The 20,667-nt window shown below is 70.5% G+C and carries 16 protein-coding genes and 1 pseudogene; 13 read left to right on the top strand and 4 right to left on the bottom strand.

Features of this window, described 5'->3' with window-relative positions:
• Positions 1-147 precede the first annotated feature (147 nt).
• On the top strand, positions 148-738 hold the full coding sequence (locus ACIBW9_RS21380) for a malonic semialdehyde reductase (protein WP_398957219.1): 591 nt from the start codon (positions 148-150) through the stop codon (positions 736-738).
• Between the two features lie 303 nt (positions 739-1,041).
• Here the strand turns inward: ACIBW9_RS21380 and ACIBW9_RS21375 are convergent, their stop codons facing one another.
• A complete protein-coding gene (locus ACIBW9_RS21375; RefSeq protein ID WP_398957217.1) occupies positions 1,042-1,563 on the bottom strand; it encodes a DUF4245 domain-containing protein in 522 nt (173 codons plus the stop codon).
• 127 nt (positions 1,564-1,690) lie between these two features.
• Between ACIBW9_RS21375 and glpX the strand changes: the two genes are divergently transcribed.
• Positions 1,691-2,725, top strand: coding sequence for a class II fructose-bisphosphatase (glpX, locus tag ACIBW9_RS21370; RefSeq protein ID WP_398957215.1), 1,035 nt, complete (start codon positions 1,691-1,693; stop codon positions 2,723-2,725).
• Between the two features lie 197 nt (positions 2,726-2,922).
• On the opposite strand, the gene ACIBW9_RS21365 is transcribed toward glpX, so the two are convergent.
• The gene (locus ACIBW9_RS21365; RefSeq protein ID WP_115906155.1) at positions 2,923-3,300 is read right to left on the bottom strand and encodes a WhiB family transcriptional regulator; all 378 of its coding nucleotides are present in this window, start codon (positions 3,298-3,300) and stop codon (positions 2,923-2,925) included.
• A gap of 174 nt (positions 3,301-3,474) precedes the next feature.
• A complete protein-coding gene (locus tag ACIBW9_RS21360) occupies positions 3,475-4,176 on the bottom strand; it encodes a DUF1707 domain-containing protein (RefSeq protein WP_398957213.1) in 702 nt (233 codons plus the stop codon).
• 178 nt (positions 4,177-4,354) lie between these two features.
• Here ACIBW9_RS21360 and ACIBW9_RS21355 point away from each other — a divergent pair, with 178 nt between their 5' ends.
• The 6 genes and pseudogenes from ACIBW9_RS21355 to ACIBW9_RS21330 all read left to right on the top strand — a co-directional run bounded on the left by ACIBW9_RS21355 (position 4,355) and on the right by ACIBW9_RS21330 (position 13,027).
• Positions 4,355-6,022 carry a fumarate hydratase gene (locus tag ACIBW9_RS21355; RefSeq protein ID WP_398957211.1) on the top strand — a complete coding sequence of 556 codons (1,668 nt, stop codon included), beginning with the start codon at positions 4,355-4,357 and terminating at the stop codon, positions 6,020-6,022.
• A gap of 802 nt (positions 6,023-6,824) precedes the next feature.
• Entirely contained in the window at positions 6,825-7,346 is a 522-nt protein-coding gene (locus tag ACIBW9_RS21350) for an SH3 domain-containing protein (RefSeq protein ID WP_398957209.1), read from the top strand.
• A gap of 232 nt (positions 7,347-7,578) precedes the next feature.
• Positions 7,579-8,379, top strand: a complete 801-nt coding sequence (locus tag ACIBW9_RS21345) for a DUF2690 domain-containing protein (RefSeq protein ID WP_398957207.1) — start codon at positions 7,579-7,581, stop codon at positions 8,377-8,379.
• 79 nt (positions 8,380-8,458) lie between these two features.
• Positions 8,459-9,847, top strand: a complete 1,389-nt coding sequence (locus ACIBW9_RS21340; RefSeq protein WP_398957205.1) for a class II fumarate hydratase — start codon at positions 8,459-8,461, stop codon at positions 9,845-9,847.
• A gap of 72 nt (positions 9,848-9,919) precedes the next feature.
• The gene (locus ACIBW9_RS21335) at positions 9,920-10,621 is read left to right on the top strand and encodes a DUF402 domain-containing protein (RefSeq protein WP_398957203.1); all 702 of its coding nucleotides are present in this window, start codon (positions 9,920-9,922) and stop codon (positions 10,619-10,621) included.
• Positions 10,622-10,914: 293 nt separating this feature from the next.
• Positions 10,915-13,027, top strand: a pseudogene (locus tag ACIBW9_RS21330) (SpoIIE family protein phosphatase).
• Positions 13,028-13,085: 58 nt separating this feature from the next.
• On the opposite strand, the gene ACIBW9_RS21325 reads toward ACIBW9_RS21330, so the two are convergent.
• Positions 13,086-15,467, bottom strand: coding sequence for a transglycosylase domain-containing protein (locus tag ACIBW9_RS21325; RefSeq protein ID WP_398957201.1), 2,382 nt, complete (start codon positions 15,465-15,467; stop codon positions 13,086-13,088).
• Between the two features lie 274 nt (positions 15,468-15,741).
• Here ACIBW9_RS21325 and ACIBW9_RS21320 point away from each other — a divergent pair, with 274 nt between their 5' ends.
• The 5 genes from ACIBW9_RS21320 to ACIBW9_RS21300 all read left to right on the top strand — a co-directional run bounded on the left by ACIBW9_RS21320 (position 15,742) and on the right by ACIBW9_RS21300 (position 20,604).
• The gene (locus ACIBW9_RS21320) at positions 15,742-16,659 is read left to right on the top strand and encodes an SPFH domain-containing protein (RefSeq protein WP_398957199.1); all 918 of its coding nucleotides are present in this window, start codon (positions 15,742-15,744) and stop codon (positions 16,657-16,659) included.
• On the top strand, positions 16,656-16,913 hold the full coding sequence (locus ACIBW9_RS21315) for a hypothetical protein (protein ID WP_078912344.1): 258 nt from the start codon (positions 16,656-16,658) through the stop codon (positions 16,911-16,913). The genes ACIBW9_RS21320 and ACIBW9_RS21315 overlap by 4 nt, the downstream gene beginning before the upstream one ends.
• Before the next feature lie 150 nt (positions 16,914-17,063).
• The gene (locus ACIBW9_RS21310; protein WP_398957197.1) at positions 17,064-17,588 is read left to right on the top strand and encodes a PadR family transcriptional regulator; all 525 of its coding nucleotides are present in this window, start codon (positions 17,064-17,066) and stop codon (positions 17,586-17,588) included.
• A complete protein-coding gene (locus tag ACIBW9_RS21305) occupies positions 17,585-18,271 on the top strand; it encodes an ABC transporter ATP-binding protein (RefSeq protein WP_398957195.1) in 687 nt (228 codons plus the stop codon). The genes ACIBW9_RS21310 and ACIBW9_RS21305 overlap by 4 nt, the downstream gene beginning before the upstream one ends.
• On the top strand, positions 18,268-20,604 hold the full coding sequence (locus ACIBW9_RS21300; protein WP_398957193.1) for an ABC transporter permease: 2,337 nt from the start codon (positions 18,268-18,270) through the stop codon (positions 20,602-20,604). The genes ACIBW9_RS21305 and ACIBW9_RS21300 overlap by 4 nt, the downstream gene beginning before the upstream one ends.
• Positions 20,605-20,667 lie beyond the last annotated feature (63 nt).

Raw genomic sequence — 20,667 nt, 5'->3', positions numbered from 1 at the left:
GCGGTGGCGGCGCTCCGCTGTGAAGCGGATCACCACGCCCTGCTTATTGTTGAACCTTGAACCTTCCTTCGCGTACCGTCGGTCTCGTCAGTCGATCCGGACCACGGTCCGGATCGGATCCCGGCGCCATCCCGAGGAAGTTCCCGCATGTCTCTCGTTCTTGACCCCGCCGCCCAGGACCTGCTCTTCCGCGAGGCCCGTACCGCCAACACCTTCACCGACGAGCCGGTGACCGACGAGCAGATCCAGGCGATCTACGACCTGGTCAAGTACGGCCCGACCGCCTTCAACCAGTCGCCGCTGCGCGTCACCCTGGTCCGCTCCGCCGAGGCCCGTGAGCGCCTGGTCAAGCACATGGCCGAGGGCAACCAGCCCAAGACCGCCACCGCGCCCCTGGTCGCGATCCTCTCCGCGGACAACGAGTTCCACGAGGAGTTGCCGACCCTCTTCCCGCACTTCCCGGCCGCCAAGGACGTCTTCTTCTCCGAGCGCCCGGCCCGCGAGGGTGCCGCCGGTCTGAACGCCGCGCTGCAGGCCGCGTACTTCATCATCGGCATCCGGGCCGCCGGCCTCGCCGCCGGCCCGATGACCGGCCTCGACTTCGCGGGCGTCCAGAAGGAGTTCCTGGACGACGACCACACTCCCCTGATGGTCGTCAACATCGGCAAGCCGGGCGAGGACGCCTGGTTCCCGCGCTCCCCGCGCCTCGAGTACGACCAGGTCGTCACGACGGTCTGAGCGACCCCGCAGGACAGACGGGTCTGAGCGACCCCGCAGGACAGACGGGTCTGAGCGACCCCGCAGGACGGACGGGTCTGAGCGACCCCGCAGGACGGACGGGTCTGAGCGACCCCGCAGGACAAAGGCCCCCGGCGACGAAGCCGGGGGCCTTTCCCGTGCGGTCCCGCGGGCGGGGACCAGTGTCCCGGTCCGCAGATCCTGTCGCAGTAGTGGCAGATGCGGTCGATGATCTGGTCGGCGGCCTTGGTCCATCTGAAGGGGCGGGCGGTGGAGGCGAGCTACCGATTCAAGACCGGCTCACTAGGCCAGTTTCAGCGCCCGCGCCATCTCCGTCAGCTGCTGGAACGAGCCCGTGCCCGCGACCACCGTCGTCGAGCCCTTGCCGGGGAGCACCAGGGCGTCGTAGCGGCCGCCGGTGTAGCGGGTCCAGGTGCGGCCGGCGATCTCCTCGGTGGCCTTCGTCGCGTTCGACCCCTGGGTCGCCTGGTCGATGAAGGTCGACGGCTTCTGAGTCGACTGCTCGATCTGCACGTACTGACCGTCGGGGGTGTGGAAGCCCAGGTGCCAGGCGTCGAACTGGTCGCCCTGGAAGCGGACCGAGGTCGCCTTCCAGTCCTTGGACAGGCCCTCGGGTGCGGCCACCGGGTAGGCGGCGGCGCGGCGCGCGGTGAGCAGTTCGACGCGGTAGTCGACCCGCGGGAGGTCGGGAGGCGAGTCGTCGTGCGGAATGAACACATAGATGAGCGCCGCCGCGATCCCGATGAGGCCCAGGGAGAGAATCATGTCCCGGACCGTCTTCTGCCTGCCGTTCGAACCTGCCACGCCCCCTATCGTCGCAGGTGCCCGGCTCGCTCATCCGTGGGGTCCCCTGCTCATTTTGTCGGACTGAGGATAGAGTCGAGGGTCGAACCCTCATCCGGCCGTCGTCGTATCAGAAAGGTGCGCCTCGATGACCGAGCATCATCACTTGCCGTCCGAGCTCGAAGTCCCCAGCGAAGCCCCCGACCGCAACCTCGCCCTCGAACTCGTCCGGGTGACCGAAGCCGCCGCGATGGCGGCGGGCCGCTGGGTCGGGCGGGGCGACAAGAACGGCGCCGACGGCGCCGCGGTGCGCGCCATGCGGACCCTCGTCTCCACCGTGTCGATGAACGGCGTGGTGGTCATCGGCGAGGGCGAGAAGGACGAGGCCCCGATGCTCTTCAACGGCGAGCGCGTCGGTGACGGGACCGGGCCCGAGTGCGACATCGCCGTCGATCCCATCGACGGCACCACCCTGACGGCCAAGGGCATGCCGAACGCGATCGCCGTGCTGGCGGCCGCGGACCGCGGGTCGATGTTCGACCCGTCCGCCGTCTTCTACATGGACAAGCTGGTCACCGGGCCCGAGGCCGCCGACTTCGTCGACATCGACGCGCCGGTGTCCGTGAACATCCGCCGTGTCGCCAAGGCCAAGCGCTCCACCCCGGAGGACGTGACGGTGGTGATCCTCGACCGGCCGCGGCACGAGGGGATCATCAAGGAGATCCGGGAGGCAGGCGCGCGCATCAAGCTGATCTCCGACGGTGACGTCGCCGGGTCGATCTACGCGCTGCGCGAGGGCACCGGCGTCGACATGCTGCTCGGGATCGGTGGCACCCCGGAGGGGATCATCTCCGCCTGCGCCGTGAAGTGTCTGGGCGGGACGATCCAGGGCAAGCTGTGGCCGAAGGACGACGCGGAGCGGGCGCGGGCGATCGAGGCCGGGCACGACCTCGACCGGGTGCTCACCACCGACGACCTGGTCGCCGGTGAGAACGTGTTCTTCGTGGCGACCGGGATCACGGACGGGGAGTTGCTGCGGGGGGTTCGGTACCGGTCGGAGACCGCCACCACCGAGTCGATCGTCATGCGGTCGAAGTCGGGGACAGTGCGGCAGATCAACTCCGAGCATCGGCTGAGCAAGTTGCGCGCTTACAGCGCGATTGATTTTGATCGCGCCAAATAGCTCGAGGGCCTTGGCACGTTGGCGGGTGCGGGTAGTTCGTGGTTGATCGCGCCCACGCGGCGGAGCCGCAGATCGACACAGCCCCGCGCCCCTAGGGGAGTGCGGCACCCCGGGCTCCAGCAGCGCCGGCGGCTATGACAGCGATGGGGCGCCCCCGGTGCGGTGGGGGCGCCCCATCGGTGTGCGTACGGGGCCGGTCAGCCCGCTGCCGCTATGCGGCCCTGCGCGCGGGCCGTCTTCTTGAGCTCCATCTCGCGGCGGCGCCTGCGCGCCAGGACCACGCGGCGTTCGGCGGCGGTGAGGCCGCCCCAGACGCCGTAGGGCTCCGGTTGCAGCAGCGCGTGCTCGCGGCACTCGACCATGACGGGACAGCGGGCGCAGACGCGCTTGGCCGCCTCCTCGCGGGAGAGCCGGGCGGCGGTGGGTTCCTTGGACGGTGCGAAGAACAGGCCGGCCTCATCGCGCCGGCACACCGCCTCGGTGTGCCATGGGGCGTCTTGGTCCCTGTCCCGCACTGGCACCCGCTGGGCCGGAACGGCAGCTACCTGCAGGGACGAATGCGGCGGTTGCAGCACGGTCTACTCCTGACGACGGCTTCGCGAGCGAGCGACGATGCAGCAAGGCCTACCCGCTGTGCGCGCGCCTATGCACTGAGTTCCGAACCGCTGGATTTCGCGTGCTCGCGAGCGCCTCGGGCGCGCGACCGCGGGTGGACCAATACCCTGCGGGCGCGCCCGAATTAACAACCGTCAACGATTCAGGCGTTTGCGCAAACTCTTGTCGACCTTGTGCTGGACGCGGTCGAGGATGTCCGCGACGAGCTTGCCCCGCTTCGGCCGCGCCTCGACGCTGCCCAGCACGGCCCAGCCGTCGACATAGACCACCGGGGCGTTCGCTTCCGTCGAGTCGAGGTTGTCCACCTCGAAGCTGCCGAGCACTCCGCCGCCGATGCCGCGCAGTGACACGTTCTCCGGGACGCGGATCTCGACGCTGCCGCAGAACGAGAACGTCTTGATCGCGACCTGCTGGTACTCGAAGAGGGCCTCGCTGAGGTCTATCTCCACGCTGCCGAAGATCGCGTACGCATGGATGCGGCGCCCCGCGCGCCAGCGGCCCTTGCGGACGGCGCTGCTGAACACCGCCACCACGTTGTCGTCGGGGTCGGCCGGGATCGCGCCCACCGTGGGGCGGCTCGGGGCAGCGGCGAAGGCGGGGGCCGCGCGATGCTGGTGGGCCGCGGGCAGGTCCCGTATGAAGACCTCCAGTTCGCCGACCGTCTTGGCGGCGAGCACGCCTTCGACGCGCTCGGCGTGCTCGTCGGCGGTCAGGCGGCCCTCGGCGAGGGCGTCGCGCAGGAGGTCGGCGATGCGGTCACGGTCGGCGTCCGAGGCGCGCAGTTCGGAAACCCGCGGTGCCGTGTCCTGGTGTCGGTCGCTCTTCTGAAGGTCCACGACAGCAGCGTACCGAAACGCGATAGATCGCGACTACCCCTCATCGGAACCTGTGGAAAACCCATACGGCTTCGAACTGAGCCCTACCTCACAAGCCCGGTGTCAGCGGCAGGTTCTACGCTGGTGAGCGCCCGCCAATGACGGCGGGCGCCGTCTGTCGAGTGAGGAATGGGCTGAGATGCCTGAGTTCGCGTACACCGATCTGCTCCCCATGGGAGAGGACACCACCCCGTACCGGCTGGTGACCTCCGAAGGTGTGTCCACCTTCGAGGCCGACGGGCGGACGTTCCTCAAGGTGGAGCCGGAGGCGCTGCGCAAGCTCGCCGAGGAGGCCATTCACGACATCCAGCACTATCTGCGGCCCGCCCACCTGGCCCAGCTGCGGCGCATCATCGACGACCCCGAGGCGTCGAGCAACGACAAGTTCGTGGCGCTGGACCTGCTGAAGAACGCGAACATCGCGGCCGCGGGCGTGCTCCCCATGTGCCAGGACACCGGCACGGCGATCGTCATGGGCAAGCGCGGACAGAACGTGCTCACCGAGGGCGGCGACGAGGCGGCGCTGTCGAAGGGCATCTACGACGCGTACCTCAACCTCAATCTGCGGTACTCGCAGATGGCCCCGCTGACCATGTGGGACGAGAAGAACACCGGTTCCAACCTGCCGGCGCAGATCGAGCTGTACGCCACGGACGGCGGCGCGTACAAGTTCCTGTTCATGGCCAAGGGCGGCGGCTCCGCCAACAAGTCGTTCCTGTACCAGGAGACGAAGGCCGTCCTGAACGAGGCCTCCATGATGAAGTTCCTGGAGGAGAAGATCCGTTCACTGGGCACGGCCGCCTGTCCGCCGTACCACCTGGCGATCGTGGTGGGCGGTACGTCCGCCGAGTACGCGCTGAAGACCGCGAAGTACGCCTCCGCGCACTACCTGGACGAGATCCCGGCCGAGGGCTCGGAGCTCGGTCACGGCTTCCGTGACAAGGAGCTGGAGGAGAAGGTCTTCGAGCTGACGCAGAAGATCGGCATCGGAGCGCAGTTCGGCGGCAAGTACTTCTGCCACGACGTGCGTGTGGTGCGGCTGCCGCGGCACGGCGCCTCGTGCCCCGTCGCGATCGCCGTGTCCTGCTCGGCCGACCGCCAGGCGGTTGCGAAGATCACGGCAGAGGGTGTCTTCCTGGAGCAGCTCGAGACGGATCCGGCGCGGTTCCTGCCGGAGACGACGGACGAGCACCTGGAGCAGGACGGGGACGTCGTCAAGATCGACCTGAACCAGCCGATGGAGTCGATCCTCGCCGAGCTGACCAAGTACCCGGTCAAGACCCGGCTCTCGCTCACCGGTCCGCTGGTCGTGGCCCGCGACATCGCGCACGCCAAGATCAAGGAGCGGCTTGACGCGGGCGAGGAGATGCCGCAGTACCTGAAGGACCACCCGGTGTACTACGCGGGCCCGGCGAAGACTCCCGAGGGGTACGCGTCCGGTTCCTTCGGGCCGACCACGGCCGGGCGCATGGACAGCTACGTCGAGCAGTTCCAGGCGGCGGGCGGCTCCAAGGTGATGCTCGCCAAGGGCAACCGCAGCAAGCAGGTCACCGACGCGTGCCATGCACACGGCGGTTTCTACCTCGGCTCCATCGGCGGGCCGGCCGCACGGCTCGCCCAGGACTGCATCAAGAAGGTCGAGGTCGTCGAGTACGAGGAGCTCGGTATGGAGGCGGTCTGGAAGATCGAGGTCGAGGACTTCCCGGCGTTCATCGTGGTGGACGACAAGGGCAACGACTTCTTCCAGGACCCGGCGCCGGCGCCGACGTTCACGTCGATCCCGGTGCGGGGGCCTGGGCTGGCGTAGCGCCTGCGGGTGCGGCGGGGACGGATCTCGCCCCCGCCGCCCCTACCCGTCCCATCCCCAGGGGCTGCCGCCCCTTCGACCCCACCAGGGGCTCCGCCCCTGCACCCCCGGCGGGGACTGCGTCCCCTGCACCCCTCGCGGGACTCCGTCCCCGAACCCCCTCAGGGACCGCGCCCCCCGCACCTCGCGGCACTCCGCCCCCGAACCCCCTCAGGGACCGCGCCCCCCGCACCCCTCGCGCGGCTCCGCCCCCGAACCCCCTCAGGGACCGCGCCCCCCGCACCCCTCGCGCGGCTCCGCCCCAGCACCCCGTTTCGGGGCTCTGCACCCCTCGCGGGACTCCGCCCCAGCACCCCGTTTCGAGGCTCTGCCCCCGCACCCCTCGCGGGGCTCCGCCCCGGACCCCGATCGGCCTGAACGGCCTCGTCCTCAAACGCCGGACGGGCTGAAAGACCAAACCGCCGCACGGTCTGAGAGACCCAAACGCCGGACGGCTGAAGAACCCGAACGCCGCACGGTCTGAAAGACCCAAACCGCCGCACGGTCTGAAAGACCCAAACGCCAGGCGCGGTGGAACACCCAAACGCCAGGCGAGGGGAAGGCCCGAACGCCAGGCGGGCGGGGGTGAGGACACAGTCCCGGGACGGCGGCGGTATGCCGTGCTGTTGCGGTAGCGACTGAACGTCGTCCCAGTTCGTCCCAGGAACGGGTGGGACGGCATCTTTGGGAAGTTCGCCGGAAACGCTCCGTGCTGACTGGATCACAGCCCGTGATCCGCAGGTCAACTCGGAGGGACAAACCCATGATCCGACGCTCACTGCGCAGCGGCCTTGTGGCCGCGTTCGCGGTCGTTGCCGTCTTCCCGGTGGCGGCCGTCGCCTCCGCCGGGCCGGCCCCGCAGCAGGCCCACGCGCTGAACTCCACTCCCCCGCAGATCTCCGTACCGGCGTGGCAGCCGGCCCCCGCGCCGTCGACGCTGCCCGCCAAGCCCAAGGCACCGAAGTGCCACCACACGAAGGGCCGTGCCGCGCGTCACCACCGCCAGGTCCGGCACATCCGGCACATCCGCCACATCCGGCACATCATCAGGAACCACACCTGGGGTCACGTCGTCACGCACCGTCTGCCGCTGAACGTGCGCTCCGGGCCGGGCACCGGCTACCGCGTCGTCGGCTCGCGGGCGGTGGGCTCCGACGTGGCCGTCACCTGCAAGGTGCGGGGTTCCAACGTCCGCGGCAACCACCGCTGGTACCGGCTCGCCCACCACAGGGGCTGGGTCTCCGCCCGCTACGTGCACAACCTCGGCACCGTCCGCTGGTGCTGACGCCCCCTCGCCCGCACCGGTCGTGATCCCGGTACCTCCCGGCGGGCCGCACCGGCCCGCCGGGAGCTGCCGTCCGGTAATCCGCCGATCACACCCCCAGTCGGCGCAATCGCAGGTCAACTCAGTCAACTCCCCTTCATATTCCGGTGATCGCGGAATGGCCGGGCGCCGCCGCCGGGAACACATCAGGGCGGTCACCCCGGTAGGGCGAGGGAGCGAGATGGAGAGCCACGTGACGGTCCAGAGGCAGCCGCTGCCCGACGCGTCGCAGGACGACGGGCGGCTCCTGACGGAGCGGCTGCGTGCCCTCAAGCAGAGGACGGGGCTGAGCCTGGCCGCACTGGCCGGTGTCACCCCGTTCAGCAAGTCGACCTGGCACCGCTATCTGAACGGCGATCAGTTCCCGCCCCGCGCCGCCGTCGTGGCGCTCGGACGGCTCGCCGACGCCGACCCCGGCCCGCTGCTCGCCCTCTGGGACTCCGCGGCACGGGCGCAGGCCGACGGGGCGATGGTCGCGAAGCGGCAGCCGGTCCCGTCCGTGCCGCCCGCCGCCGTACGGCGCCGCCGCATCCCGCGGCCGAGTCGCGCCGTCGTCGCCCTCGCCACCATGGCCGCCACCGTGGCGGTCACCGCGGCCGCCGCGGACGTCCTGGACCCCGACCGCACGGCGGCGCCCAGGACGACCGCCTCCTGCCACGGCAGCGAGTGCCAGGGGGAACTCCCCACCTCCGAGACCTGCGCCCGGGACGCGCGCACCGAGAGCACGGTCTCAAGGTCCGCCGAGGTGGTGCTGCTGCGGTTCTCGCCGTCCTGCGCCACGGTCTGGTCCGAGCTGCGCACCCGCACGGGCGGCGCGCGGCAGATCTGGATCAGGTCGGGCCAGGACGAGCTGTCCGCGGAGTACCAGGGCGACAAGTCCGACGGGTTCAGCAGCCCGATGCTGGCCGCGCCGGACCCGCGCGGTGCCCAGGCCTGCGCCGAGGTGGCCGAAATGCCCGTGTGCACCGGCCGGTTCGGCACGCCGGGCCGCTGACGACAGCACCGGCCCGCGGGACAGCCCCCGGCCGGCCCAAGGTCCGGAACATCCCCGCCTCTCCGATCGCTATACGGGCATGAGCGACGACTACCGCATCGAGCACGACTCCATGGGCGAGGTCCGCGTCCCCGCCGACGCCAAGTGGCGGGCCCAGACACAGCGTGCCGTCGAGAACTTCCCGATCTCCGGCCAGCGCATCGAGCGCGCCCACATCGAGGCCCTGGCCCGGATCAAGGGCGCGGCGGCGAAGGTGAACGCGCGGCTGGGGGTGCTCGACAAGGACATCGCCGAGGCGATCCAGGAGGCGGCCGGGGAGGTCGCCCGGGGGGACTGGGACGAGCACTTCCCGATCGACGTCTTCCAGACCGGTTCCGGCACCTCGTCGAACATGAACACCAACGAGGTCATCGCCACCCTCGCGACCGAGCGGCTCGGCAGGGACGTACACCCCAACGACCATGTGAACGCCTCCCAGTCCTCCAACGATGTCTTCCCGTCCTCCATCCACATCGCCGCCACCGCCGCCGTCACCCACGACCTGATCCCGGCCCTGGAACACCTCGCCGACGCCCTCACCCGCAAGTCCGAGGAGTTCGCCGACGTCGTGAAGTCCGGGCGGACGCATCTGATGGACGCCACGCCGGTCACCCTGGGGCAGGAGTTCGGGGGCTACGCGGCCCAGATCCGCTACGGCGTCGAACGGCTGTACGCCGCCCTCCCCCGCCTCGCGGAGCTGCCCCTCGGCGGGACGGCGGTCGGCACCGGCATCAACACCCCGCCCGGCTTCTCCGCCGCCGTCATCGAGGAGGTCGCCCGCGTCACGGGCCTGCCGCTGACCGAGGCGCGCAACCACTTCGAGGCGCAGGGCGCGCGGGACGGGATCGTCGAGACCAGCGGACAGCTGCGGACGGTCGCCGTCGGGCTGACCAAGATCGCCAACGATCTGCGGTGGATGGCGTCGGGGCCGCGGACCGGCCTCGCCGAGATCACCCTGCCCGACCTCCAGCCCGGTTCGTCGATCATGCCCGGCAAGGTCAACCCGGTCATCCCGGAGGCCGTGCTCATGGTCGCCGCCCAGGTCACGGGCAACGACGCCACCGTCGCCGCCGCCGGGGCCGCCGGCAACTTCGAGCTCAATGTGATGCTGCCGGTCATCGCCAGGAACGTCCTGGAGTCGGTCCGGCTGCTCGCCAACGTCTCCCGGCTGCTCGCCGACCGCACCGTGGACGGGATCACCGCGAACCGGGAACGGGCCCGCGAGTACGCCGAGTCCTCACCCTCCGTGGTCACTCCGCTCAACAGGTACATCGGCTACGAGGAGGCCGCCAAGGTCGCCAAGAAGTCCCTCGCGGAGCAGAAGACGATCCGCGAAGTCGTCCTGGAGAGCGGGTACGTGGAGCGCGGCGACCTGACGGCGGAACAGCTCGACGAGGCCCTGGATGTCCTGCGGATGACGCATCCGTAACCATTCGTCGCACCGTCGCGAACCGTGACGCGCGCCGCAGCGTCGTATGCGGGGGGCACCTAATATCTGTGCATGGCAGAGGGTGGAGCGATGAGAGCGGAAGCGGACGCGGCTGCGGCGGTGCGGACGGGGTTCTGGACCCCCGGGACACAGGTTCTGTGGCGCTACCGGGAGAACGCCGGCGAGCGCTTCCACATCGCACGCCCCGTCACCGTCGTCCGGGACGACGACGAACTGCTCGCCGTCTGGCTGGCGCCCGGCACCGAGTGCGTGCGGCCCGTCCTCGCCGACGGGACCCCGGTGCACGTCGAGCCCCTCCAGTCCCGCTACACCAAGCCCCGGACCGTCCAGCTCGACCACTGGTTCGGCACCGGCGTCCTCAAGCTGGCCCGCCCCGGTGAGCCCTGGTCGGTGTGGCTGTTCTGGGAGCCGGGCTGGCAGTTCAAGAACTGGTACGTGAATCTCGAGTCGCCGCTCGTGCGTTGGGACGGCGGGGTCGACTCCGAGGACCACTTCCTGGACATCTCGGTGCACCCGGACCGCAGTTGGCACTGGCGTGACGAGGACGAGTTCGCGCAGGCCCAGCAGGACGGGCTGATGGACGCGTCGGCCGCCGAACAGGTGCGCAGGGCGGGCCGGTCGGCGGTGGAGGTGATCCGCGCCTGGGGCTCACCGTTCAGCGACGGCTGGCAGCACTGGCGCCCGGATCCGTCCTGGGCTGTACCGTCTTTGCCGGAGGACTGGGACCGTACGCCCGCGCATGTGTCCACGTGAGACTCTTGATGCGCCCCCGGTCCACAACCGTAGGATCGTCCTCCGCAAGGGTGCGGCAGCAACTGCCGGAGCAGGCGCTGGGCTTGACCGATCGTCACCGAGGGGCGGCAGGACGTGAGCGAGGGGTACGAGGGCAACACCGCAGCGAGCCGTGAACGGTTCGCCGGTGGCACGACAACAGCCTCTGACCACGCGGGAAATCCGTTCCGGGGACACGTATTCCGGGTATCGGGATTCCTGCGGGACCAACTGCGCTCGCGATGCGCAGCCCCGGACGGACGGATTCGACACGCGTGACGGAGCACCCCATGTCCTTCGAGCGCCCGCAGCCGGGCGCCGACCCCGCGGACCCCCGCGGGGCGCTCCTGCACACCCAGACGCCCTCCCCCACGGCCGCCTTACCCGCACAGGCGCGCACCGGGGAGACCCCGTCGACCCCGGGCACGGCCACGCCGTGCAGCAAAGGAAGCCAGGGAAAGGACCCGGTCTCGCCCCCCCTCCGACACCACCGGCCCCGAGCACTCGCAGCCCGCCGCCGCAGACGCCGTGGAACCCGGCACGCACCGCCCGCGCCCCGTCCCCGAGACCATCCCGGACCAGCCGGACGGCGCGCAGGACCGGTCGCAGGGGGTCGGCGCCCAGGAGCGCCGCACCGGCCAGGGGATGACGACGCCCGGGCAGCCGACGCCGATGCGACGGGACGGCGACCGGCTGCGGTTCGTCGGCGCCGCGACCCGGCGGATCGCCCGCGGCATCGACCTCGACGAGATCGTCATGGGCCTGTGCCGGGCCACCGTGCCGACCTTCTCCGACGCGATCCTCGTCTATCTGCGCGACCCGCTGCCGGTCGGCGACGAGCGGCCCACCGGCCCGCTCGTGCTGCGGCTGCGGCGCACCGACCGGATCCCCTCGGAGCGGGACACCGAGGGCGGCTTCTCGCCCGCCCTGCAGCCGGAGCCCCCGGAGATGACGGGGCTCGACGCGGTCGGCGCCGAACTGTGCGAGGTACGGCCGGGCAGCGCGCTCGCCGAGGTGCTGCGCGGGGTCCGCCCGGTTTTCACGGACGCGCCCGCCGCCCGCGCCGCCCTGCCCGAACTCCTGGGCGACGGCGGGGAGTTCCTCGTACCCGACGGACAGCGCGCGATCCTCGCCCCGCTCCGCGGCCGGCGCCGGGTGATCGGCGCCGCGCTCTTCCTGCGCCGCCCCGAGCGCATGGCCTTCGAGGCGGACGACCTGCTGGTCGCCGCCCAGCTCGCCACGCACAGCGCCCTCGGCATCGACAAGGCGGTGCTGTACGGCCGCGAGGCGTACATCGCCGACGAGCTGCAGCGCACCATGTTGCCGGAGACCCTCCCGCGGCCCACCGGTGTGCGGCTGGCGTCCCGCTATCTGCCCGCCGCGGAGACCGCGCGGGTGGGCGGCGACTGGTACGACGCCATCCCGCTGCCCGGCAGCCGGGTCGCGCTGGTGGTGGGGGACGTGATGGGCCACTCCATGACGTCCGCGGCCATCATGGGCCAGCTGCGGACCACGGCCCAGACCCTGGCCGGACTCGACCTGCCCCCGCAGGAGGTCCTGCACCACCTCGACGAGCAGGCCCAGCGCCTCGGCTCCGACCGCATGGCGACCTGCCTCTACGCCGTCTACGACCCGGTCTCGCACCGCATCACCATCGCCAACGCCGGGCATCCGCCGCCGGTCCTGCTGCACCTGGGCGGCCGCGCCGAGGTGCTGCGGGTGCCGCCGGGTGCGCCGATCGGTGTGGGCGGCGTCGACTTCGAGGCCGTGGAGCTGGACGCACCGGCCGGGGCGACGCTGCTCCTGTACACCGACGGCCTGGTCGAGTCCCGGCTGCGGGACGTGTGGACCGGCATAGAGCAGCTGCGCGAGAAGCTCGCCGCGACCGCCCAGCTGACCGGACCCGACCATCCGCCGCCGCTGGAAGCGCTCTGCGACGAGGTGCTCGACATGCTCGGCCCCGGCGACCGGGACGACGACATCGCGCTGCTCGCCGCCCGCTTCGACGGGATCGCGCCGAGCGATGTGGCGTACTGGTTCCTGGAGCCGGAGGACGCGGCACCCGGCCGCGCCCGCCGACTGGCCCGGCGCGCGCTGTCCCGCTGGGGCATGGAGGACCTGAGCGACTCCGTGGAGCTCCTCGTCAGCGAGGTCGTCACGAACGCCGTCCGGTACGCGTCCCGCCCGGTCACGCTACGGCTGCTGCGCACCGACGTGCTGCGCTGCGAGGTCGGCGACGACGTACCGCAGCTGCCGCGGCTGCGGCAGGCACGGGCGACGGACGAGGGCGGTCGCGGGCTGTACCTGGTGAACAGGCTGGCGCGGCGGTGGGGGGCGACCCGGCTGAGCACCGGGAAGGTGGTCTGGTTCGAGCTGAACCAGAACTGAGGGCGGTACGCGAAGGGCGCCCGGTGGTCACCGGGCGCCCTTCGCTTTTCGGCCGCTACTACTGAGCGTTGGGGTTGAGCGGATCTGCCGGGTTGGTCGGCGTCTGCGTCGGCGTCTGCGTGGGGGTCTGCGTCGGCGTCTGCGTGGGCGTCTGGGTCGGCGTCTGTGTGGGTGTCTGAGTCGGCGTCTGGGTCGGCTTCTTGGTCGTCGCCGACGGGCTGGGCGTCCGGCTCGGGGACGCCGTGGGCGACGGCGTCCAGGTCGGCTGGACCGCGGCGCCCTGCGTGGTGTCCAGGTCGAACTTGAGGCCCGTGGCGGAGACACCGAAGGTGTACGCCGCCCAGATCTGCGCCGGGAAGGTGCCACCGTTGACGCGGGGCAGCCCGCCCGCGTGGTACATCGAGACCTGCGCGCCGCTCTTGGACTCGCCGAACAGGCCGACCGAGGTGACCAGGTCGGGCGTGAAGCCGCTGAACCAGGCGGAACGGTTCTCGTCGGAGGTACCCGTCTTGCCGGCGACCTTGCGGCCGTCGCGGTTGGCGTTCGCCTGCACCGACGTCTTGGCCGTGCCGTCGTCGACCACGCCCGTCAGCACCGAGGTGACCGTGTCGGCGGCCTCGCGGCTGATGACCTGCTCGCCGATCGGGCTCGGCAGGGTGACCGAATGCCTGCTGTTCTCCACGGACTTGATGATGCTCGGGGTGACCTGCTTGCCGTGGTTGTCGAGCGTCGCGTAGACCCCGGCCATCTGCAGCGGGCTCGCGCCCATGGTGCCGAGGGTCTGCGCGGGCACCGGCTTGAGGCCGGCCGTGTCCATGCCGAGCTGGCTTGCCACCTTGAGCACCTTGTCCATGCCGACGTCCACGCCCATCTGCGCGAAGACGGAGTTCACGGACTGGTTCATCGCCGTCTGGACGGTGATGGGGCCGTAGCTCTGGTTGTCCTCGTTCTCGGGGGCGAAGCCGACCTTGTTGCCGTTGCTGTCCACGACCTGGCGCTTGCTGGTGCCGTCGTAGATCGTGTTCGCGCCGATGGCCTTGCCGCCCTGTGTCTCGGCGGCCTCGTCCAGGGCGGCGGCGAGGATCACCGGCTTGAACGTCGACGCGGGCTGGTAGTCCGTGCGGGTCGCGTTGTTGCGGTAGTGCTTGTAGTAGTCCTGCCCGCCGTACATCGCCACGACCGCGCCCGTCTTCGGGTCCACGGAGGCGGCACCGGCCTGGACCTCACCGTCGACCGAGCGCTTCTTCGGGTCGAGCTTGCTGGTCAGCTGCGACTTGGCGGCCTTCTCCAGCGCCGCCTGCTTCTTCTTGTCGATGTTGAGCGTGATGGTCCAGCCGCCGGCCTTGACCACGTTCATGGCGTCGTTGAAGTTGTCCGCCGTGCCCTGGGCCACCAGCCGCTTGGCGAGCTGGGCGTTGGCCGCGTCCACCAGGTAGCCGGTCTGGCCGCCCATGCCGGGTGCGGCCTTGGGGGCCTTGGGGGTCGGGAACGTCATCTGCTCGCGCTTGGACTTGTCCAGCCAGTCCTTCTCGACCATGTTGTCGAGGACGTAGTTCCAGCGGGCCTGCACCAGCTTCCTGCCGGTGGGGGTCGCGATCGCCCAGTCGTACTGGTTGGGCGCCTGGAGGAGGGCGGCGAGGTAGGCGCCCTGCTGGACCGAGAGCTTCTGGGCGTCGACGTGGTAGTAGGCCTGGGCGGCGGCCTGGATGCCGTACGCGCCGCGGCCGTAGTAGCTGGTGTTGATGTAGCCGGCGAGGATGAAGTCCTTGCTCTTCGTCCGGTCCAGCTTCAGCGAGATGACCAGTTCCTTCAGCTTGCGCGAGATGGTCTGGTTCTGCGTCAGGTAGTAGTTCTTGACGTACTGCTGGGTGATCGTCGAACCACCCTGCGCGCCCTTGCCGGAGAGCGTGTTGAGGATGCCTCGGGCGGTGCCCTTGAGGTCGACGCCGTTGTCCTCGTAGAAGGTCTTGTTCTCAGCGGCGACGAAGGTGTGCTGGACGTCCTTGGGCACCTTGGACAGGTCGACGATCTCGCGGTTCTTCTCACCGTCGCGCGTCAGCAGCGAGCCGTCACTGTACTTGTAGACGTTGCTCTGCAGCGTCGCGTCGGGGTTGCCGCCGTCGGGGACTTTGATCATCATGTAGAGCGCGACGAAGGCGCCCATGCCGAGCAGACAGAGCACGAAGAAGGTCCCGACGATCTTCTTCCAGGTGAAGAGCCGGCGTATGAAGCTCCTGCCCTCCTTGCCGTTGCCCTTGCCCGCTTTGCCGCGGCCCGCCTTGCCCTTGGCGGCCCTGCGCGCCGCGGCACGGCCGCCTATGACGGTGGGCTCGGGCCCGGAGAGGTCGGCGGGCCCCGTCGCCGTACCGGACGAGCGCGTCGGGGGCGCCGCGCGGCGGCCACCACGCTGTCGCGCTCGTCTCTCTTCCGCTCGTCCCATGGGTCCGTTCCGCTCCGCTTCGTTCATGTGTGCTCATCTGCCACACAGGTTCGCCCGCACAGGTCAGCTCAGAAAGCTAACACCGGGAGATGTGACAAAGGTCGGTGGATCCGCTCTTTTGCGGACGTGACAATCAGCACCCGCCCCGATGGAACCGACGACCGAGAGGGGTTGAGGGTTGCTTCCGCGAGGTAAAGTGTTATCACTTAGATAGGCCGGTGCTTTCGCTGAAGGCGCCACAAACGGACCGCACCACGACAACGGGGGACCACCCATGCCCATCCACGACAACGCTCCCGACGCCGACATACCGGAGATGCCCGCGCCCCGCGTCCGGGAGTTCGCCGCGCACAGCATCGGCGGTGCGCTCGCGCTGCTGCTGGGGCTGCTCGGACTCCTGGTCGCCGGCCTGCTGTTCGCGGCCGCGCAGGCAAATCCGGCCTTCGCGGCCGGTGGTGCCGTCGTCCTCGTCGCGGCGGTGATCTCGCTGCGCGGGCTGAACACCGTGGCGCCGGGCGAGGCGCGGGTCGTCCAGCTCTTCGGGCGCTACCGGGGGACGATCCGGCAGGACGGCCTGCGCTGGGTGAACCCCTTCACCTCCCGCACGAAGATCTCCACCCGGGTGCGCAACCACGAGACCGCCGTCCTCAAGGTCAACGACGCCTACGGCAACCCGATCGAACTCGCCGCGGTGGTGGTGTGGAAGGTGCGGGACACCGCGCAGGCCACCTTCGAGGTGGACAACTACCTGGAGTTCGTCGCCACGCAGACCGAGGCGGCCGTACGCCACATCGCGATCGAGTACCCCTACGACGCCCATGACGAGGGCGGGCTTTCCCTGCGCGGCAATGCGGAGGAGATCACCGAGAAGCTCGCCGCCGAGCTGCACGCACGTGTGGAGGCGGCCGGGGTGCAGATCATCGAGTCCCGCTTCACGCATCTCGCGTACGCTCCCGAGATCGCCTCGGCGATGCTTCAGCGGCAGCAGGCCGGGGCGGTCGTCGCGGCCCGGCGGCAGATCGTGGACGGGGCGGTGGGCATGGTCGAGGCCGCGCTCGCCCGGATCGCCGAGCAGGACATCGTGGAACTGGACGAGGAGCGGAAGGCGGCGATGGTGTCCAACCTGATGGTGGTGCTGTGCGGGGACCGCGCCCCGCAGCCCGTGCTCAACACCGGGACCCTCTACCAGTGACGGATCCCTCCGAGGGGGCTTCGCCCCGGCGCCGGCCGCAGCAGCGCAAGCAGGTGCTGCTGCGTCTGGACCCGTCCGTCTACGAGGCGCTGGCTCGGTGGGCCGGCGACGAACTGCGTTCCGCGAACGCCCAGATCGAGTTCTTGTTGCGGCGCGCTCTCGCGGAGGCCGGGAGGCTGCCCGGGGAGGCGGGGCCGATTCCCCGTCGTGGGCGCCCGCCCGGGGGTTCCGCCCCCAGACCCCCGTCGGCCTGAACGGCCTCGCCCCAAAACGCCGACGGCCTTGTTGCAGAACCATGACAATCGGCCCCCACCTGCGGAGCTGTGGGTCAGCTGTACACCGCGCCATGATCTAAACACCGGGCGTATACGCAAGGCGTATACACCATGTGTAGAGTCGTGGACATGTCCATCGGTCACACTCTTCTGGGACTCCTGGAGTCCGGGCCCCGCCACGGCTACGACCTGAAGCGGGCCTTCGACGAGAAGTTCGGTCACGACCGGCCGCTGCACTACGGCCAGGTCTACTCGACGATGTCCCGCCTGCTGAAGAACGGGCTGGTCGAGGTCGACGGCATCGAGCCGGGCGGCGGTCCCGAGCGCAAGCGGTACGCGATCACCGACGCCGGGATCACCGACGTGGAGCGCTGGCTCGCGACACCGGAGGCGCCCGAGCCGTATCTGCAGTCCACGCTGTACACCAAGGTCGTCCTCGCCCTGCTCACCCACCGCAACGCGGCCGACATCCTCGACACGCAGCGCTCCGAGCACCTGCGGATGATGAGGATCCTCACCGACCGCAAACGGAAGGGGGACCTGGCCGACCAGCTCATCTGCGACCACGCCCTGTTCCACCTGGAGGCCGACCTGCGCTGGCTGGAGCTGACCGCCGCGCGCCTGGACAAGCTGGCGGAGGCGGTGGCCAAGTGACTCCCGCAGGTTCCCTGCTCGTCGCCGACGCGCTGCACAAGGCGTACGGCCCGACCACCGCGCTGGACGGCGCCGAGTTCTCCATCCACCCCGGTGAGGTCGTCGCCGTGATGGGCCCCTCCGGGTCCGGCAAGTCGACGCTGCTGCACTGCCTCGCGGGGATCGTGACGCCCGACTCGGGGTCGATCCTGTACGCCGGACGCGAGATGGCGACGATGAGCGATGCGGAGCGCAGTGCGCTCAGGCGCTCCGAGTTCGGGTTCGTGTTCCAGTTCGGCCAGCTCGTACCGGAGTTGACCTGCGTGGAGAACGTGGCCCTGCCGCTCCGGCTGAACGGCACCTCCCGCAAGGAGGCCGAGCGGACCGCGCTGACCTGGATGGAGCGGCTGGAGGTCGACGACCTCGCCAAGAAGCGGCCCGGTGAGGTCTCCGGCGGCCAGGGGCAGCGCGTCGCCGTCGCCCGGGCGCTGGTCACCAGCCCCCGGGTGCTGTTCGCCGACGAACCCACCGGCGCGCTCGACTCGCTCAACGGCGAGCGCGTGATGGATCTGCTCACGGACGCCGCCCGGTCCACCAACGCCGCCGTCGTCCTCGTCACCCACGAGGCCCGGGTCGCCGCCTACTCGGACCGCGAGATCGTCGTACGGGACGGGAAGTCCAGGGACATGGAGCGCATCGTATGAAGGTGCGGGGGCAGTGGACCAGGGATCTGGCCATGGGGGTGCGGTTCGCCTTCGCCGGTGGGCGTGAGGGGTGGACCCGGGCCCTGCTGACGGCAGTGGGCGTCGGGCTCGGGGTGGCGTTGCTGCTGCTGACCACGGCGATACCGAGCGCGCTGTCCGCGCGGAACCAGCGGGGCACCGACCGGGACGACTTCACGTACAGCCAGAATGTGCTGCCGAAGGCGGACGACACTCTCGTCATCGCCAATACGGACACGACCTTCCGCGGCAAGGACGTGCGAGGGCGGCTGGTGGAGCCCGAGGGGGCGAAGGCGCCGCTGCCGCCCGGGGTCGGGAAGTTCCCGGCCAAGGGCGAGATGGTCGTCTCGCCCGCGCTGGAGAAGCTGCTGGATTCCGGCTCCGGCCGGATGCTGCGGGACCGCTTGCCGTATCGGGTGGTCGGCACCATCGGCCATCCCGGGCTGATCGGGCCCGCCGAACTCGCCTACTACGCGGGGGAGACGGGGCTGGCGAACCATCTGGCGAGTGGCTCGGTCGAGCGGATCGACTACTTCGGGCCCTCCCGGGAGCACACGCAAGACAAGCTGGACCCGATTCTCATACTCCTCATCATGATCATCTTCGTGGTGCTGCTGCTGCCCGTCGGAGTGTTCATCGCGGCCGCCGTGCGCTTCGGCGGTGAGCGGCGGGACCGCCGGCTCGCGGCTCTCAGGCTGGTCGGGGCGGACGGGCGGATGGCGCGCCGGATCGCTGGGGGCGAGGCGCTCGCCGGGGCGCTGCTCGGCCTCGTGCTCGGCACCGTCTTCTTCCTGGCCGGGCGGCAGTTGGCCGGGGTGCTGGTGGTGCGGGACATCAGTGTGTTCCCGAGCGACCTCAACCCCTCCCCCGCGCTGGTCGCGCTCGTCGCCGTCGCCGTACCGGCCGCGGCCGTCCTGGTCACGCTGTTCGCGCTGCGCGGAGTCGTCATCGAACCGCTGGGCGTGGTCCGTACGGCGAAGCCGCCGCGCCGCAGGCTGTGGTGGCGGCTGCTGCTGCCGCTGGCCGGTCTCGGGCTGCTGTACCCGATGGTCGGGCAGGGCAACCGCAACGGGAACTTCAACGAGTGGATGGTGATCGGCGGCACCGTGCTGCTGCTGGTCGGCGTCACCGCGTTGCTCCCCTGGATCGTGGAGGCCGCGGTGAACCGGCTCGACGCCGGATCCGTGTCCTGGCAACTGGCCGTACGCAGGCTGCAGTTGAGCAGCGGAACGGCCGCCCGCATGGTCAACGGCATCGCGGTCGCGGTGGCCGGTGCCATCGCCCTGCAGATGCTGTTCGCCGGGGTCGAGCACGACTACACCAAGGAGACCACCAACGACCTGAGCCGGGCCCAGATGCAGATCTACCTACGCGGCGACATCCCCCTGGCCGAGGCCGCCCGGCAGATCGCCGCGACCAACGGCGTGCGCCACGCCTCGGCCATCTCGCAGGGGTCGCTCGGCGAAAAGGCCAAGGAGCCGGACAACACCGTGGAGGCCGCCGCGGGCACCTGCGCGGAGCTGCGGGAGGTGGCCCGGCTGTCGTCCTGCCGCGACGGTGACGTCTTCGTGGTCCAGGGCGGCAACTACGACGCCAAGACCAAGGAGCTCACCACCGCGGGCCGCACCCTGTACTTCGACCCGGCCTACACCGGCTCCACGCACCACACGGTGGCCTGGAAGGTGCCCCCCGGCATCAAGGCGGCGGCCGAGCGCGAGGACCCGACCGGCTATGCGCGCGGCGGCCTGCTGTTCACCCCGGGCGCGCTGCCCGCGGGCACGATGGCCGGCATGGTCCAGCAGGTGTACGTCTCGCTGAAGCCGTCGGTGCCGGACGCCGACGACTACGTTCGCAACACCGCCGCGCGGCTGGACCGGCTGGCGGACGTGAACACCATGGCGGCCAGCAGGCAGTCGCTGCAGTTCCGTTCCATCCGCACCGGCCTGTTCGTCGGCGCGACCTGTGTCCTGCTGCTGATCGGCGCGAGCCTGCTGGTCTCCCAGCTGGAGCAGTTGCGGGAGCGCAAGAAGCTGCTGTCCTCGCTGGTCGCCTTCGGCACCCGGCGCCGCACGCTGAGCCTGTCGGTGCTGTGGCAGACGGCGATCCCGATCGCGCTGGGCCTGCTGCTGGCGTCGGTGGTCGGGCTGACGCTGGGCGCGGTGCTGCTGCGGATGACCGGCGAGACGGTGACCGTGGACTGGGCGAGCGTGCTGTCGATGACGGGCATCGGCGCGGGTGTCGTACTCGCCGTGACCCTGCTCAGCCTGCCCCCGCTGCTGCGGCTGATGCGCCCGGACGGGCTGCGCACCGAGTAACTGGCGCAAGCCCAGGGCCCCTCCCCGATGCGGGGAGGGCCCCTGTCCGTTCCGCCGGCAGGT

The organism is Streptomyces sp. NPDC049541 (assembly GCF_044465725.1).
In the GTDB taxonomy this organism is placed as follows: Bacteria; Actinomycetota; Actinomycetes; order Streptomycetales; family Streptomycetaceae; genus Streptomyces.
Note: the sequence above shows the minus strand (reverse complement) of the source record. Positions and strands in the feature narration are given on the sequence as shown.